The organism is Pseudomonas sp. BIGb0558 (assembly GCF_024807515.1).
GTDB lineage: Bacteria > Pseudomonadota > Gammaproteobacteria > Pseudomonadales > Pseudomonadaceae > Aquipseudomonas > Aquipseudomonas yamanorum_A.
On sequence record NZ_JANUEW010000025.1, the window covers coordinates 72,954 to 89,100 of the forward strand.

At 62.0% G+C, this 16,147-nt stretch carries 15 protein-coding genes; 12 read left to right on the top strand and 3 right to left on the bottom strand.

The features are described 5' to 3' along the window. The first annotated feature begins 122 nt into the window (after positions 1-122). Both M2400_RS24155 and preA read left to right on the top strand, forming a co-directional pair. A complete protein-coding gene (locus tag M2400_RS24155; protein WP_259198529.1) occupies positions 123-1,490 on the top strand; it encodes an NAD(P)-dependent oxidoreductase in 1,368 nt (455 codons plus the stop codon). Next, the gene (gene preA, locus M2400_RS24160) at positions 1,490-2,764 is read left to right on the top strand and encodes an NAD-dependent dihydropyrimidine dehydrogenase subunit PreA (RefSeq protein ID WP_010166807.1); all 1,275 of its coding nucleotides are present in this window, start codon (positions 1,490-1,492) and stop codon (positions 2,762-2,764) included. The genes M2400_RS24155 and preA overlap by 1 nt, the downstream gene beginning before the upstream one ends. Before the next feature lie 153 nt (positions 2,765-2,917). Here preA and M2400_RS24165 read toward each other — a convergent pair whose 3' ends face one another. Continuing rightward, positions 2,918-3,538: a TetR/AcrR family transcriptional regulator gene (locus tag M2400_RS24165; protein WP_177048260.1), complete on the bottom strand. Its 621-nt coding sequence runs from the start codon at positions 3,536-3,538 to the stop codon at positions 2,918-2,920. 143 nt (positions 3,539-3,681) lie between these two features. Between M2400_RS24165 and M2400_RS24170 the strand changes: the two genes are divergently transcribed. From M2400_RS24170 to M2400_RS24215, 10 genes are all read left to right on the top strand, one after another. After that, the gene (locus M2400_RS24170; protein ID WP_177048258.1) at positions 3,682-4,125 is read left to right on the top strand and encodes a GNAT family N-acetyltransferase; all 444 of its coding nucleotides are present in this window, start codon (positions 3,682-3,684) and stop codon (positions 4,123-4,125) included. Positions 4,126-4,148: 23 nt separating this feature from the next. Beyond that, positions 4,149-4,514, top strand: a complete 366-nt coding sequence (copC, locus tag M2400_RS24175) for a copper homeostasis periplasmic binding protein CopC (protein ID WP_177048256.1) — start codon at positions 4,149-4,151, stop codon at positions 4,512-4,514. A gap of 3 nt (positions 4,515-4,517) precedes the next feature. Beyond that, the gene (copD, locus tag M2400_RS24180; protein ID WP_259198523.1) at positions 4,518-5,375 is read left to right on the top strand and encodes a copper homeostasis membrane protein CopD; all 858 of its coding nucleotides are present in this window, start codon (positions 4,518-4,520) and stop codon (positions 5,373-5,375) included. 250 nt (positions 5,376-5,625) lie between these two features. Continuing rightward, a complete protein-coding gene (locus tag M2400_RS24185; protein WP_177079336.1) occupies positions 5,626-6,894 on the top strand; it encodes an OprD family porin in 1,269 nt (422 codons plus the stop codon). Between the two features lie 344 nt (positions 6,895-7,238). Continuing rightward, the gene (locus tag M2400_RS24190; RefSeq protein ID WP_259198521.1) at positions 7,239-8,060 is read left to right on the top strand and encodes an NAD(P)-dependent oxidoreductase; all 822 of its coding nucleotides are present in this window, start codon (positions 7,239-7,241) and stop codon (positions 8,058-8,060) included. Between the two features lie 30 nt (positions 8,061-8,090). Beyond that, positions 8,091-8,966, top strand: a complete 876-nt coding sequence (locus M2400_RS24195; protein ID WP_177048249.1) for an SMP-30/gluconolactonase/LRE family protein — start codon at positions 8,091-8,093, stop codon at positions 8,964-8,966. Between the two features lie 51 nt (positions 8,967-9,017). Then, positions 9,018-9,989 carry a TRAP transporter substrate-binding protein gene (locus tag M2400_RS24200; RefSeq protein ID WP_177048247.1) on the top strand — a complete coding sequence of 324 codons (972 nt, stop codon included), beginning with the start codon at positions 9,018-9,020 and terminating at the stop codon, positions 9,987-9,989. Between the two features lie 67 nt (positions 9,990-10,056). Then, positions 10,057-10,584, top strand: a complete 528-nt coding sequence (locus M2400_RS24205; RefSeq protein WP_177079334.1) for a TRAP transporter small permease — start codon at positions 10,057-10,059, stop codon at positions 10,582-10,584. Further along, complete coding sequence (locus M2400_RS24210; protein ID WP_010166793.1) at positions 10,585-11,865, top strand: TRAP transporter large permease; 1,281 nt, start codon at positions 10,585-10,587, stop codon at positions 11,863-11,865. 216 nt (positions 11,866-12,081) lie between these two features. Continuing rightward, positions 12,082-12,942, top strand: coding sequence for an aldose 1-epimerase (locus tag M2400_RS24215; protein WP_259198515.1), 861 nt, complete (start codon positions 12,082-12,084; stop codon positions 12,940-12,942). 135 nt (positions 12,943-13,077) lie between these two features. Here M2400_RS24215 and M2400_RS24220 read toward each other — a convergent pair whose 3' ends face one another. Both M2400_RS24220 and M2400_RS24225 read right to left on the bottom strand, forming a co-directional pair. After that, entirely contained in the window at positions 13,078-14,223 is a 1,146-nt protein-coding gene (locus tag M2400_RS24220) for an HlyD family secretion protein (RefSeq protein WP_259198513.1), read from the bottom strand. Further along, complete coding sequence (locus M2400_RS24225) at positions 14,220-15,878, bottom strand: MFS transporter (RefSeq protein WP_177120272.1); 1,659 nt, start codon at positions 15,876-15,878, stop codon at positions 14,220-14,222. Before M2400_RS24225 ends, M2400_RS24220 begins: the two co-directional genes overlap by 4 nt. Positions 15,879-16,147 lie beyond the last annotated feature (269 nt).

Below are 16,147 nucleotides of genomic sequence, written 5' to 3' on the forward strand. Positions count from 1 at the left end.
ATTTTTGAGCTGTGAATACTTCCAAATGTGGGAGCTGGCTTGCCTGCGATGAGGCCGGTACAGGCAATAAAAAAACCACTGCCCACCAGAGGCAGCACCTCAAAAACCGTGAGGCCAATACCGTGATCCAGACCCTGAACCATCTTCCACACCCCCATGAAGATGCGGCCGCACTCGCCGCGCATTTCACCGACCTGGCGCCGCCGCTCAATGCCCGGCAAGCCCAACTGGAAGCCTCGCGCTGCCTGTACTGCTACGACGCACCCTGCGTCAACGCGTGCCCCAGCGAGATCGATATCCCCTCGTTCATCCGCAATATCCACACGGAGAACGTCCAGGGCGCCGCGCAGAAGATTCTCTCGGCAAACATCCTCGGCGGCAGTTGCGCCCGGGTCTGCCCGACGGAAATCCTTTGCCAGCAAGCCTGCGTGCGCAACAACGCCGAAGAATGCGCCCCGGTGCTGATTGGTTTGCTACAGCGTTACGCGGTGGACAACGCGCACTTCAGCGAACACCCATTCCAGCGCGCCACGCCCACCGGCAAGCGCATCGCCGTGGTCGGCGCCGGGCCGGCGGGGTTGTCCTGTGCCCATCGCAGCGCCCTGCACGGCCACGACGTGGTGATTTTCGAAGCCCGGGAAAAAGCCGGCGGCCTGAATGAATACGGGATCGCCAAGTACAAACTGGTGGATGACTTCGCGCAAAAGGAACTGGATTTCCTGCTGCAGATCGGCGGCATCGAAATCCGCCACGGCCAGCGCCTGGGCGACAACCTGACCTTGAGCGAGCTGCATCAGCAATTCGACGCGGTGTTCCTCGGCCTCGGCCTGGCCGCCAGCAAACAGCTCGGCCTGCCGCACGAGGACGCCCCCGGCCTGCTCGCCGCCACCGACTACATCCGCGAACTGCGCCAGGCCGACGACCTCAGCCAACTGCCCCTGGCCGACCGCTGCATCGTCCTTGGCGCCGGCAACACCGCCATCGACATGGCCGTGCAAATGGCCCGCCTCGGGGCCCGCGATGTGAATCTGGTGTACCGCCGTGGCCTGGCTGAAATGGGCGCCACTGGCCACGAACAGGACATCGCCAAAGCCAACCAGGTGCGTCTGCTGACCTGGGCCCAGCCCGAAGAAGTGCTGCTCGACGACCAGGGCCATGTGCGCGGCATGCGCTTCGCCCGCACCCGCATGGTGGATGGCCGCCTGCAAGCCACCGGTGAGACCTTCGAACTGGCCGCCGACGCCATCTTCAAGGCCATCGGCCAGGGCTTCGATGACGAGGCCCTGCACGACCCGCTGGCCCACCAGCTGCAACGCCAGGGCGATCGCATCTTCGTCAACGAACAACTGCGCACCAGCATCCCCGGTGTGTATGCCGGCGGCGATTGCGTCAGCCTCGGCCAGGACCTCACCGTCCAGGCCGTGCAACACGGCAAGCTGGCCGCTGAAGCCATGCACGCCCAACTCATGCTGAATGTGGAGGCTGCGTAATGGCCGATCTCTCGATTGTGTTCGCCGGTATCAAAGCCCCCAATCCGTTCTGGCTGGCCTCCGCGCCGCCCACCGACAAGGCCTACAACGTGGTCCGCGCCTTTGAAGCCGGCTGGGGTGGCGTGGTCTGGAAAACCCTCGGCGAAGACCCGGCCGCGGTCAACGTCTCGTCACGTTATTCGGCACACTTTGGCGCCAACCGTGAAGTGCTCGGCATCAACAATATCGAGCTGATTACCGACCGGTCGCTGGAGATCAACCTGCGGGAAATCACCCAGGTGAAGAAGGACTGGCCGGACCGCGCGCTGATCGTGTCGCTGATGGTGCCGTGTGTTGAAGAGTCCTGGAAACACATCCTGCCCTTGGTGGAAGCCACCGGTTGCGACGGCATCGAGCTGAATTTCGGCTGCCCCCACGGTATGCCGGAACGCGGCATGGGCGCGGCCGTGGGCCAGGTGCCCGAGTACGTGGAACAGGTGACGCGTTGGTGCAAGACCTATTGCTCGCTGCCGGTGATCGTCAAGCTCACACCAAACATCACCGACATTCGCGTCGCGGCCCGGGCGGCTTATCGCGGCGGTGCGGATGCGGTGTCGCTGATCAACACCATCAACTCCATCACCAGTGTCGACCTGGAGCGCATGGTCGCCCTGCCGATGGTGGGCACCCAAAGCACTCACGGTGGCTACTGCGGCTCGGCGGTGAAACCGATTGCGTTGAACATGGTGGCGGAAATTGCCCGGGATCCGCAGACACAGGGCTTGCCGATCTGCGGGATTGGCGGGATTGGCAACTGGCGCGATGCGGCGGAGTTCGTGGCCCTGGGTTGCGGCGCGGTGCAGGTGTGCACGGCGGCGATGCTGCACGGGTTTCGGATTGTCGAAGAGATGAAGGACGGGCTCTCGCGGTGGATGGACAGCCAGGGTTACAGCAGCCTGCAGGAGTTTTCCGGGCGCGCGGTGGGCAATACGACGGATTGGAAGTACCTGGATATCAACTATCAGGTGATCGCCAAGATCGATCAGGAGGCGTGCATTGGCTGTGGGCGCTGCCATATTGCTTGCGAGGATACGTCGCACCAGGCGATTGCCAGCTTGAAGCAGGCGGATGGGACGCATAAGTACGAGGTGATCGATGATGAGTGCGTGGGGTGCAACCTGTGCCAGATCACCTGCCCGGTGGCGGACTGTATCGAGATGGTGCCGGTGGATACCGGGAAGCCGTTTTTGAACTGGACGCAGGATCCGCGCAATCCCTACCGGGAAGCGGTGTAACACTCCCAATGACCGTAGCAGCTGTCGAGCTTAAGCGAGGCTGCGTAGGGCGCACCACGGTCCGAGACTGAGTCGCGCCCTACGCAGCCTCGCTTGGGCTCGACAGCTGCTACGGGGGGAGGTTAACGCACGATAGGGTTTTGCCTCGTGTGCTCAAGGCTCCAACCCGATCCCCCGCAAAATCACACTCGTCACCGTCTGCACCGCCCGCTCAAACTGCATGTCCGACAACGGCTGATGGTCATTCAGGATGTTCACCTGATGATCAAAGTCGGCATAGTGCTGGGTCGAGGCCCAGATCATGTACAGCAGGCTCGACGGCTCCACCGGCAAAATCCGCTTGTCTTCCACCCACTGGCGAATCTTCGCCTCTTTCATCTTGGCCCAGTCGTACAGGCTGACGTCCAGCGCCTCACCCAGGGTAGGCGCGCCGTGGATGATTTCATTGGCCCAGACTTTGGAGCCATACGGCCGGCTGCGCGAATGTTGCATCTTGGCGCGGATGTAGCTGCTGAGCACCACCCGCGGGTCGTCGAACATCTCGAAGCACAGGGCGTCCTGCTTCCACACTTCCAGCAGGTCGAACAACACCGCGCTGTACAGCTCGCTCTTGGTGCTGAAGTAGTAATGCAGGTTGGAGCGCGGCAGTTGCACTTCTTCAGCGATGTCGGCCATGGCGGTGCTGCCATAGCCCTTCTCGGCGAAGACTTTTTCAGCCGCCAGCAGAATCTTTTCGACGTTGACCCGACGAATACCGATCTTGTGATTGCCCATACGGGCTCCCTGACAACAACATTGCCTCAAGACTAACATCCGCTCTAGACCGCGGCGACACGCCACTGTGAAACTTCGTACAAGCACCTTCCCCGTGGAAAGCGGATTGGTTAGCATCGCCATCCCCTCGAAGGATCATTCCAATGACTATTCGACAGCGAGACGCGTGCGACGACCCGGTGCTGGGTGCACTGTGGGAACGCTCGGTGCGCGCCACCCATGACTTCCTCAGCGAAGACGATATCCAGCGCCTGCTGCCCCTGGTGCGCGACTGCTACCTGCCGATGCCCGCCCTTGAAGTGTGGGTGTACGAAGACGCCGAAGGGATTGCCGGCTTTGTCGGCACCGGCGGCAATAATGTCGAGATGTTGTTTATCGACCCGAGCCGCCGCGGCCAGGGCATCGGCCGCCAGTTGCTGGACTTCGTGCGCGCCCGCCACGACACCCTGCGCGTCGATGTAAACGAACAGAATCCACAGGCCGTGGGTTTCTACCTGCACTATGGTTTTATCCAGACCGGCCGCTCGCCCGTCGATGGCGAAGGCAAACCCTTCCCCTTGTTGCACATGGCTCTACCGAACGACTGACTCTCACCTGAAGGTATTGAACAATGTTGATCAAGAAGACCGTTACCACTGTCGCCCTGCTGGCTTCCTTGCTGGGCGCCTCGGCCGCATTTGCCCACGCCCATTTGAAAAGCTCGGAGCCCGCCGCCGACAGCAGCGTCGCCGCCCCCAAAGACCTGCGCCTGACGTTCAGCGAAGGCGTTGAAGCGACCTTCACCAAGGTATCCCTGAGCAAGGACGGCACCGAAGTGGCGATCAAGGGCCTCGAGACCCCGGACGCCGACAAGAAAGTCCTGGTGGTGACACCCGCCGCACCACTGGCCGCCGGCAACTACAAGGTCGTGTGGAACGCGGTCTCGGTTGATACCCACAAGAGCAACGGTGAATACAGCTTCAAGGTCGGCCAATAATCCATGGCCACCCTGCTGGTGCTGTGCCGCTTCCTGCATTTCATCGTGGTGCTGTTGATGTTCGGGGCCTGTGTGTTCAGGCCCTGGCTGCTGGGCGCTGGGCCGCAACCGGTGCTCGACCGTCAACTGTCGCGCATCACCCAAGGGTTGGCGTGGCTGGCACTGGTGTCGGGGGTGACGTGGTTGCTGTTGATCAGCGCGAGCATGGCCGGGGTCGGGCTGGGCGCGCTGGAGTGGTCGACAGTGCAGTTGGTGCTGGGTAAAACCTTCTTCGGCCAGGTCTGGACCTGGCACCTGGTGTTGAATGTGCTGCTGGTGCTCGGCCTGCTGACCCCGTGGAAAGCCGTGCGCCTGCCGCTTTGCGCACTGCTGCTGGCGACGCTGGCACCGGTGGGCCATGGCGCAATGCTCAATGGCCTGGCCGGGCAATTGCTGATCCTCAACCAGGTGGTGCACCTGCTGTGTGTCGGCGCCTGGCTCGGCGGCTTGCTCATGCTGGTGTTGATCCTCCGGCAATCGCCCCGCCCTGCATTGGAACCGATCCTGCAGCGCTTCAGCGGCGTCGGTTATGCCCTGGTCACGGGTTTGCTGGTGACCGGCCTGATCAACGTGCGGGTACTCACCGGGCAGTTCTGGCCAACGCCCTTGTTCAGCGGGTTCGCCCTGATCCTGCTGATCAAGGTGCTGCTGGTGTTCGGCATGCTCGCACTGGCGCTGTTGAACCGCCTGCGGATCCATAACTGCGAGCAGCGACTGCCGGCGTTGAAGGCCAGTGTGAGGCTAGAACTGTTACTAGGTATTTCAGCGGTAGCTGCGGTTTCGTTGCTTGGCACCTTGCCGCCCATGGTTCTGAACGGCTGAAAAAAATAGCGCGGGCACGCTCAACGTAGGAGCTGGCTTGCCTGCGATACTGGCAACTCGGTCTCTCAGGTACACCGAGGTGATGCCATCGCAGGCAAGCCAGCTCCTACATTTGATCGGTGGCGCCACCCAAGTCATCGCACAACCTCTCCTTGACAACCCCCTTAAACCCCGCAAATATCGCCCCAATGTTGTACGACAACGTATGACAGAAAAATAAAAACAACAAAAAAGACAAGGGAGCGTCACTGTGAGTCAACTCGTCCGCACTTTCTCCTGCACCACCCGCTTCGCCGCCATCGGCTTGAGCGGCCTGGCCTTCACCCTTCCCGTCACCGCCTCGGCGGAAGGCTTTATCGACGACACCAAAGCCACGCTGAACCTGCGCAACGCTTACTTCAACCGCAACTTCACCAACTCCGCCCATCCCCAGGCCAAGGCCGAAGAGTGGACGCAAAGTTTTATCCTCGATGCCAAGTCCGGCTTCACCCAAGGCACTGTCGGTTTCGGCCTGGACGTGCTGGGCCTGTACTCACAGAAACTCGACGGCGGCAAAGGCACCGCCGGTACCCAGTTGCTGCCGACCGGCAGCGATGGCCGCCCCGTGGACAATTTCGGCCGCCTGGGCGTGGCGTTGAAAACCCGATTGTCGAAGACCGAACTGAAAGTCGGCGAATGGATGCCAGTGCTCCCGATCCTGCGTTCGGATGACGGCCGCTCACTGCCGCAAACCTTCCGTGGCGGCCAGGTCACTTCCAGCGAGATTGCCGGCCTGACCCTGTACGGCGGCCAGTTCCGCGGCAACAGCCCGCGCAACGACGCGAGCATGGATGACATGTTCCTCAACGGCAGAGCCGCGTTCACCTCCGACCGCTTCAACTTCGGCGGCGGCGAATACACCTTCAACGACAAACGCACCCAGGTGGGCGTGTGGTACGCCGAACTCAGCGACATCTACCAACAGCAGTATTTCAACCTGACTCACAGCCAGCCGGTGGGCGACTGGACCCTGGGCGCCAACCTCGGGTTCTTCACCGGCAAGGAAGACGGCAAGGCCCTGGCCGGCGATCTCGACAACAAGACCGCGTTCGCCCTGCTGTCGGCCAAATACAAAGGCAACAGCTTCTATATCGGCCTGCAGAAACTCACCGGCGACAGCGCCTGGATGCGGGTCAACGGCACCAGCGGCGGCACCCTGGCCAACGACAGCTACAACGCCAGCTATGACAACGCCAAGGAAAAATCCTGGCAGGTACGGCACGACTTCAACTTCGTGGTGCTGGGCATTCCCGGGCTGACCATGATGAACCGCTACATCAGCGGCGATAACGTGCACACCGGGGCGATCACCAATGGCAAGGAATGGGGCCGCGAGTCGGAACTGGCCTACACGGTGCAGAGCGGCGCGCTGAAGGACCTGAATGTGCGGTGGCGCAATGCGACGATGCGTCGGGATTTCAGCACCAACGAGTTTGATGAGAACCGGATATTCATCAGTTACCCGCTGTCGTTGTTGTAGCGGTTTACAAACAACAGGAAAGGCTTTTGTGGTGAGGGAGCTTGATGTGGGTGGGGCAGCTTGTTGTGGCAAGGGAGCTTGCTGTGGCGAGGGAGCTTGCTCCCGCTGGAGTGCGAAGCGCTCCCGAGATTTTGGGGCCGCTACGCAGCCCAGCGGGAGCAAGCTCCCTCGCCACAGCAAGCTCCCCCCACCAAAGCAAGCTGCCCCACCACATCAAGCTCCCTCACCACAGGAAAGCGATGAACCTCAACCAACTTCGACCAATAGCGCGTTGACAAGTACAGGAAACCCTAACGATACTTCGGACTAGTCATACGACAACCTACAACAATAACAGGACCACCATGACCACCACAAACGCTCCTACCCCGTTCAACCGCCTGCTGCTCACTGGCGCCGCCGGTGGCCTGGGCAAAGTCCTGCGCGAACGCCTGCGCCCTTACGCCAAGGTGCTGCGCCTGTCGGACATTGCCGACATGGCCCCGGCTGCTGACGACAGAGAAGAAGTATTGCCCTGCGATCTTTCCGACAAACAAGCGGTGCACCACCTGGTGGAAGGCGTCGACGCAATCCTGCATTTCGGCGGCGTGTCGGTGGAGCGTTCCTTCGAGGAAGTGCTGGGGGCGAATATCTGCGGGATCTTCCACATCTATGAGGCTGCCCGCCGTCATGGGGTCAAGCGGGTGATCTTCGCCAGTTCCAACCACGTCATCGGCTTCTACAAACAGGACGAAGCCCTCGACGCCCACTCCCCGCGTCGCCCGGACAGCTACTACGGCCTGTCCAAATCCTATGGCGAGGACATGGCCAGTTTCTACTTCGACCGCTACGGCATCGAGACCGTCAGCATCCGCATTGGCTCTTCGTTCCCGGAACCGCAGAACCGCCGGATGATGCACACCTGGCTGAGCTTCGATGACCTGACCCAACTGCTCGAACGCGCGCTGTACACCCCAAACGTCGGCCACACCGTGGTCTACGGCATGTCGGATAACCTCGATGTGTGGTGGGACAACCGCTTCGCCGCGCACCTGGGCTTCACGCCGCGGGACACCTCCGAAGTGTTCCGCAAACAGGTGGAAGCCCAACCGATGCCCGCTGCCGACGACCCGGCGCGGGTGCACCAGGGCGGCGCGTTTTGTGCCGCCGGCCCGTTCGGTGACTGACCACAGACCAACCCAAGGGAATGAGTGGCCATGCAAGCAGAACTGATTGTCGACGCCCGCAATGCCGTGGGTGAATGCCCGGTATGGGTGCCCGAGGAAAACGCCCTGTACTGGGTGGATATTCCCAACGCCGAGCTGCAGCGCTGGAGCGCTGCCAGCGGCCAGGTGCAGGCCTGGAAAACCCCGCAGATGCTGGCCTGCATTGCGCGTACCCGCGCCGGCAGTTGGGTCGCGGGCATGGAAACCGGTTTTTTCCAGCTCACGCCCCATAACGACGGCAGGCTCGACACCAGGCTTTTGGCCAGCGTCGAGCACGCCCTCCCGGACATGCGCCTGAACGACGGTCGCTGTGATCGCCAGGGCCGGTTCTGGGCCGGCAGCATGGTGCTGAACATGGGCGCCAATGCTGCCGAGGGCGCGCTGTATCGCTATGAAACCGGGCAACCCGTGCACACCGCACTCAACGGTTTCATCACGCCCAACGGCCTGGCCTTCAGCCCCGACGGGCGCACGATGTACCTTTCGGATTCACACCCGCTGATCCAGCAGGTCTGGGCCTTCGACTACGACATCGACAGCGGCACGCCGTCCAATCGCCGGCTGTTTGTGGACATGCACCAGTTCCTCGGCCGCCCCGACGGTGCCGCCGTGGATGCCGAAGGCTGCTACTGGATCTGCGCCAACGATGCCGGGCTGGTCCACCGTTTTACCCCCGATGGCCGCCTCGACCGCTCACTGGCCGTGCCGGTGAAAAAGCCCACCATGTGCGCCTTCGGTGGCAGCCGCCTGGACACTTTGTTCGTCACCTCGATCCGTGACGATCACAGTGTCCAGTCGCTGGCCGGTGGCGTGTTTGCCCTCAACCCCGGGGTTACCGGATTGCCGGAGCCCACCTTCATCCTCTAGCTGCATCGCTGTGCCTTGAATAAAACAATAACAAGACTGGAGAGACACCCCATGGACTTCAAACGCACCTTGCTCCTTGCTGCACTCCCCTTCACCTTCGTGTTCGCCGGCGCCGCCCACGCGCTGGAAATCAAATTCGCCGACATCCACCCCGCCGGCTACCCCACCGTTGTCGCCGAAGAGCAACTGGGCAAAACCCTGGTCGCCGAAAGCAAGGGCGGCCTGACCTTCAAGATGTTCCCCGGCGGCGTGCTGGGCTCGGAAAAGGAAGTGGTCGAGCAGGCCCAGGTCGGCGCGATCCAGATGGCCCGGGTCAGCCTCGGCATCGTCGGGCCGGTGGTGCCGGACGTGAACGTGTTCAACATGCCGTTCGTGTTCCGTGACCAGGTGCACATGCGCAAGGTCATCGACGGCGAAATCGGCGATGAAATCCTAGCCAAGATCACCGACTCGGAATTCAACCTGGTGGCCCTCGCCTGGATGGACGGCGGCACGCGCAACATCTACACCAAGAAACCGGTGCGCAAGATCGAAGACCTCAAAGGCATGAAGATCCGCGTGCAGGGCAACCCGATCTTCATCGAAACCATCAACGCCATGGGCGGCAACGGCATTGCCATGGACACCGGCGAGATCTTCAGCGCCCTGCAGACCGGGGTGATCGACGGCGCCGAAAACAACCCGCCCACCCTGCTGGAACACAACCACTACCAGAACGCCAAGTTCTACAGCCTCACCGGCCACCTGATCCTGCCCGAGCCCATCGTGATGTCGAAAATCACCTGGAACAAGCTCACCCCGGAGCAACAGGTGCTGGTGAAAAACACCGCCAAGGCCGCGCAGATTCAGGAGCGTGAACTGTGGGACGCCAAGTCCGCCAGCAGTGAAGCCAAGCTCAAGGCCGCCGGCGTGGAGTTCATCGACATCGACAAAAAACCGTTCTATGAGGCCACCGCCTCGATCCGCGACAAGTACGGCGCACCTTACGCCGACCTGATCAAGCGCATCGAAGCCGTCGAGTAATCCGCCCTCCCCTTATAGACAAGGCCCGGCGCGGTCAGTACCGACGCGCCCGGTCACGGTGAACGCCATGAAGAATTTACTGCTGCGCATCAACGACCGCATCTACATGAGCTGCATCTGGGTCGCCGGCCTCGCCGTCCTCGGTGTCGCCCTGATCATCCCCTGGGGCATCTTCGCCCGCTATGTCCTCGGCACCGGCTCCAGCTGGCCCGAGCCCACTGCCATCCTGCTGATGCTGGTGTTCACCTTTGTCGGCGCCGCCGCCAGTTACCGTGCCGGGGCGCACATGTCGGTGGCCATGGTCACCGACCGCCTGCCGCCGGGCCAACGCAAAGTCGTGGGTATCGTCTCGCAATTGTTGATGGGCACCATCTGCCTGTTCATGGCGATCTGGGGCACCAAGCTGTGCCTGTCCACCTGGAACCAGTTCATGAGCGCCATGCCGACCTTGCGGGTGGGCATCACCTATATGCCGATCCCGGTTGGCGGCCTGCTGACGCTGATTTTTGTGCTGGAAAAACTCCTGCTCGGTGACCAGAGCAACCGTCGGGTCGTGCGCTTCGACCTGGTTGAAGAAAGTGAAGGGGCTGCCTGAATGGACGCATTGATTCTGTTGGGCAGCTTTATCGCCTTGATCCTGATTGGCATGCCAGTGGCCTACGCCCTGGGGCTTTCTGCGCTGATCGGCGCATGGTGGATCGACATTCCGTTCCAGGCCCTGATGATTCAGGTGGCCGGCGGGGTGAACAAGTTTTCGCTGATGGCGATCCCGTTCTTCGTGTTGGCCGGGGCGATCATGGCCGAGGGCGGCATGTCCCGCCGGCTGGTGGCGTTTGCCGGGGTGCTGGTGGGGTTTGTGCGCGGTGGCTTGTCCCTGGTGAACATCATGGCCTCGACGTTTTTCGGGGCGATCTCCGGCTCGTCGGTGGCCGATACCGCGTCGGTGGGTTCGGTGCTGATTCCGGAAATGGAACGCCAGGGGTATCCCCGTGAATTCGCCACCGCCGTCACCGTGAGCGGCTCGGTGCAAGCCTTGCTGACGCCACCCAGCCACAACTCGGTGCTCTACTCCCTGGCGGCCGGCGGCACGGTGTCCATCGCCTCGCTGTTCATGGCCGGCGTGGTTCCGGGCCTGCTGATGAGCGCCTGCCTGATGGTGCTGTGCCTGATCTTCGCGAAAAAGCGCAACTACCCCAAGGGCGAAGTGATTCCCCTGAAACAGGCACTGAAAATCTGCGCCGACGCCCTGTGGGGCTTGATGGCGATGGTGATCATCCTCGGCGGGATTCTGTCGGGCATCTTCACCGCCACCGAGTCGGCGGCGATTGCGGTGCTGTGGGCGTTCTTCGTGACCATGTTCATCTACCGCGACTACAAGTGGAGCGAACTGCCCAAACTGATGCACCGCACGGTGCGCACGATTTCCATCGTGATGATCCTGATCGCGTTCGCCGCCAGCTTCGGCTACATCATGACGCTGATGCAGATCCCGGCCAAGATCACCACGATGTTCCTGACCCTGTCAGACAACCGCTACGTGATCCTGATGTGCATCAACGCCATGCTGTTGTTGCTGGGCACGGTGATGGACATGGCGCCGCTGATTCTGATCCTCACGCCGATCTTGCTGCCGGTGGTCCTGGGCATTGGCGTCGACCCGGTGCACTTCGGCATGATCATGCTGGTGAACCTCGGCATCGGCCTGATCACCCCGCCGGTGGGCGCGGTGCTGTTTGTAGGGGCGGCGGTGGGCAAGGTCAGCATCGAGAAAACCGTGAAGGCGCTGCTGCCGTTTTATGGCGTGCTGTTTTTGGTGCTGATGGCCGTGACCTACATTCCGGCGTTATCGTTGTGGTTGCCTGGGTTGGTGCTATAACCCCCGCACTGCGTGTGGCGAGGGAGCTGCTGTGGCGAGGGAGCTTGCTCCCGCTGGGCTGCGCAGCGGCCCCAAAATCTTGGGAGCGCTTCGCACTCCAGCGGGAGCAAGCTCCCTCGCCACAGCAAGCCCCCCTCACAACAACAAGCTCCCCTCACCGCAACAAGCTCCCCTCACCACAGAAGCATTCATCATCCAATAGGTCTGCTGACACTCATGATGCTTGAACTCGAAGACAACCTGACCCACCTGACGCTGGCACCAGCGTTAGGTGGGAGTATCGTCAACTGGACAGTACGCAGCAGCGGCCAACCCTTGCTGCGCCACACTGATGAACCAGCCTTGGCCAGCGGCCTGCCGGGCAAGCTGGGGTGTTTCCCGCTGGCGCCCTGGTCGAACCGGATTGCCGAGGGTGGCTTCGATAATCCCTCCGGATGGCTGGCCCTTGAAGCCAACAGCCCGCTCGACCCATTGCCAATTCATGGCAGCGCCTGGCAACAGGCGTGGCAGGTCATCAGCCAGTCGGCAGACGAGGTGCTGCTGCAACTGGACAGCACCACACCGTTTGCCTATCGCGCCGAGCAGCGTTTTCAGTTGAAGGACGGCAGGTTGAGCATCAGCCTGCGGGTCACCCATCTGGCGGAGCAGGCGGCGTGGCATGGGCTGGGGTTGCATCCGTATCTGCCACGCAGGCCGGGCACCCGGTTGCAGGCCAAGGCTTCGCAGGTGTGGATGAGTGATGCAACGAAACTGCCGACGGGCCTGGCTGCCGTGCCCGCCGAGTGGGATTTTCAGCAGCTGAAATCGCTACCCGAGGCGCTGGTGGACAATGGTTTTTGCCAATGGGACGGGCGTTGCCTGATCCAGCAACCGCAGCTGGGTTACACCCTGGAATGCCAGGCCACCGGCAGAGACTACTTCCTGCTGTACTGCCCGCCGGGGTTGGACTTTTTCTGCTTCGAGCCGGTGAGTCATCCGGTGAATGCCCATCACCTGCCGGGCAGGCCGGGGTTGAAATTGCTGGAGAAAGGTCAATCGGCAGAGCTGGGTTTCAGCCTGCAATACAACCCTCTCTAACCACACAAAACCCATGTGGGAGCTGGCTTGCCTGCGATGCAGGCAACTCGGTCTTTCAGGCACACCGAGGTGATGCTATCGCAGGCAAGCCAGCTCCTACATTGATTGCATTCCACAATGGAGACTTGCGGTGTGTCAGGGCGGGGTGTTTTTCAGGCGCCCCGCCGTGTCGATACTCACCACCACCGACAACCCCGGCCGCAGCCGCTCACTCTGTTCCTGCCCCGGGTCCACGGTGATCCGCACCGGCACCCGCTGGGCGATCTTCACGAAGTTGCCCGTCGCGTTATCCGCCTGCAACAAGCTGAACTCGGAACCGGTCGCTGGCGAAACACGCTGCACCGTGCCATGAAACTTGCGGTGGTCCAGGGCATCAACGGTGAAGGTCACCGGCTGGCCTACCTGCACGTTGTCCATCTGGGTTTCTTTCATGTTGGCGATCACCCACAGCTGGTTCGGCACCAGCGCCATCAACTGCGCACCGCTGTTGACGTAGGCCCCGAGGCGCACGCCAATCTGCCCCAGTTGCCCGTCACGCGGGGCGATGATCCGGGTGTTCGACAGGTCGATACGCGCCAGTTCCACCGCCGCATCGGCACTGGCCACCGCCGCTTCCAGCGAACCACGATTGACGATCACCGTCTGCAAATCCTGCCGGGCGATTTCCAGGTTGGCCTGGGCCTGGGCCACGGCGGCAATGGTCTGCGCGTTGGCGGCGCGGGTCACGTCCAACTCGCGCTTGGACACCGAACCGTCGCTGATCAACTCTTCGTTGCGGCGCAAATCTGCGGTGCTCTTGCGGGCCTGGGCCTGGCTGTCCATCAAGGCCGCCTGGCGCAGCTTGATGGTCGCCTCGGCACTGTTGCGTTGCTGCACCACATTGCCCAGCGACGCCTGCTGCACCGCCAGTTGCGCCAGGGCCTGGTCGAGGCGCTGCTTGTAGATGCGGTCATCGAGGCGCACCAGCAAATCCCCGGCCTTGACGTACTGGAAGTCCGTCACCGGCACTTCATACACGTAGCCGCTGAGCTGCGGCCCGATGATCGTCACCTGGCCGCGCACCAGGGCGTTCTCGGTGGTTTCCACGGCGCTGCTGAAGGGCGGCAACTGCCAGGCGTAGAGCACGATCAGCACGCCGACAATCGCAATCGCGGCAAAGCCCATGGAAGAGATGATGCGCACCCGCAACGAGCGGGGTTCGGTGGCCGGCATGCTCGGTGGCGCGGTGCCTTCCGGCGTGGAAGCGATGGCGTTGGTGGTAGTCGTCGTCGGTTCGGTCATGAAGAAAGTGCGCCGCTGGGTTGAACGGAAGGCGCTGCGCTGGCGGCAGCTTTAGTGGTACTCATCAGCCAGAGGCTGCGGATAAAAATCCAGATCATGGTGAGGATGGCGATGATCGCGATCAGCATGAACACATCGTTATAGGCCATCACATTCGCCTCACGGGTGGCCGCCGTGGCCAGGCTGCGAATGCCCATCAGGTTACGCAACTCGGGGTCGGCAATCACCCCGCCATAGGCCGAGCCGCCGCTGGCCACCCGCGCCGCCACGCGCGGGTCGAGCAAGGTCAGGTGTTCGACGATCATGCTGGAATGGAATTTCTCCCGCACGATCTGGAACGTCCCCAGCAATGCCGCGCCGATCAGGCCGCCGAGGTTCTGGCAGATCCCGAACAGCACCGAGAAGCTCACCAGGTTCCTGGGGTTGGTCAGCACGTTTTTCGTGCCCAACACCATGGTCGGCCCGAGGAAAAACGTGCCGCCAAAGCCTAGCAGGAACTGGCTGATGTACATGTTTTGCGGGCGCGTGAGGTTGCTGGAGAAACTGTCCATCACCGAGCCTGTGGCCATGAAGGCCAGGGAGATGATCAGCGGCATCAGCAAGTGCGAGGGGTTGATGGTCAGCGCGCTGACGGCCAGGCCGGCAATCGCCCCCGCCAGCATCACCCAATAGAGCGTGCGCATCTGCTCGTTGCTCATGTTCAGCATCTGCATGAAGCCCACGGCGCCGGTGGACTGCTCCGAGAGCACCATGCGAATCAGGATTACCGCCAGCGCCAGGCGAATCATCGCCCCGCTGCCCAGCCAGCGGGTCATCAGCAACGGGTTGGCGCGGTTATGCTCGATCGCCAGGCCGGCCATGATCAGCACCAGCGAGCAGGCCGAGGCGATACCGATCCACGGCGCCTCCAGCCACCAGTCGATTCGGCCCAGGGACAGCACGGCGCAGAGCAAGGCGACGCCGGTGGCGAGGATCGCGAAGGTGAGAAAGTCGAGTTTTTCGAAGGTCTTGAAGCGGTCGCCCGGAGGCAGCTTGAGCAGGAACACACAGCCCAGGCAGGTCAGGGCCATGCCCAGTTCGAACAGATACAGGCCGCGCCATTCGGCGATTTGCAGCAGGTCTTCGGAGAATAACCGGGCCAGGGGTAACGCGAGCTGTGCGGTGCCCAGGCCGAGTACCAGGGCTTTCATCCGCCATTTTGCGGGGAAGGCCTGGATCATATAGTACAGGCCCAGGGAACTGAGGGCGGCGCCGACCATGCCATGGGCGGCCCGTACGGCGATGGCGGAGCTGAGGTCGTTGACGAACAGGTGGCCGAAGGTGACCAGGGCGTAGAGCACCAGGAACACTTCGGTGAAGGCCCGCAGGCCGAATTGCTGGCGGAACTTCACCAGCAGCAGGTTCATCGAGACGTTGGTCATCACGTAGGCGGCGGGGAGCCAGGCCATTTCTGCGGTGGTGGCGCCCAAGGCGCCTTGCAGGTACACCAGGTTGGCGATCACCAGCGAGTTGCCGAGGCCGCCGGTGATTGCCACCAGCACGCCGACCAGGGCATAGGCCCAGCGCTTGCGGGTGGAATGCAGCGGCGTCGACGGCGAGCCCGGCAGGCTCGGGCGTTCGTGGGGCTGCCAGGTGTGGGGGGTGTATTTGTCCATTCGGTGACCTTGATGAACCGACGTGCAAGGTCGGTGAAACCATTACTCATAGAGTAGTTAACCTGAGTCCGGTTCATCTTGCCATCTTGGGATGGGGGATTGGTTGGTGTGTATATCCGTTGCTGCGGTCAGGGCCGCTATGGGTTCCGCCCTTACGGCGGCTCACTTTTGAACAGCGTGTACGGACCGGACACATGGTGGACACATGTGCGGGGACATGGTTGACACATTATGGTCCGTAATCTGGCTTATTCACGTCGATAGTCCGC

Bases quoted from the DNA above. Each gene is read 5' to 3' on its own strand.
- preA (WP_010166807.1), top strand. From the start codon at position 1,490: ATGGCCGATCTCTCGATTGTGTTCGCCGGTATCAAAGCCCCCAATCCG.
- M2400_RS24165 (WP_177048260.1), bottom strand. From the start codon at position 3,538: ATGGGCAATCACAAGATCGGTATTCGTCGGGTCAACGTCGAAAAGATT.
- M2400_RS24170 (WP_177048258.1), top strand. From the start codon at position 3,682: ATGACTATTCGACAGCGAGACGCGTGCGACGACCCGGTGCTGGGTGCA.
- copC (WP_177048256.1), top strand. From the start codon at position 4,149: ATGTTGATCAAGAAGACCGTTACCACTGTCGCCCTGCTGGCTTCCTTG.
- copD (WP_259198523.1), top strand. From the start codon at position 4,518: ATGGCCACCCTGCTGGTGCTGTGCCGCTTCCTGCATTTCATCGTGGTG.
- M2400_RS24190 (WP_259198521.1), top strand. From the start codon at position 7,239: ATGACCACCACAAACGCTCCTACCCCGTTCAACCGCCTGCTGCTCACT.
- M2400_RS24195 (WP_177048249.1), top strand. From the start codon at position 8,091: ATGCAAGCAGAACTGATTGTCGACGCCCGCAATGCCGTGGGTGAATGC.
- M2400_RS24200 (WP_177048247.1), top strand. From the start codon at position 9,018: ATGGACTTCAAACGCACCTTGCTCCTTGCTGCACTCCCCTTCACCTTC.
- M2400_RS24205 (WP_177079334.1), top strand. From the start codon at position 10,057: ATGAAGAATTTACTGCTGCGCATCAACGACCGCATCTACATGAGCTGC.
- M2400_RS24210 (WP_010166793.1), top strand. From the start codon at position 10,585: ATGGACGCATTGATTCTGTTGGGCAGCTTTATCGCCTTGATCCTGATT.
- M2400_RS24215 (WP_259198515.1), top strand. From the start codon at position 12,082: ATGATGCTTGAACTCGAAGACAACCTGACCCACCTGACGCTGGCACCA.
- M2400_RS24220 (WP_259198513.1), bottom strand. From the start codon at position 14,223: ATGACCGAACCGACGACGACTACCACCAACGCCATCGCTTCCACGCCG.
- M2400_RS24225 (WP_177120272.1), bottom strand. From the start codon at position 15,878: ATGGACAAATACACCCCCCACACCTGGCAGCCCCACGAACGCCCGAGC.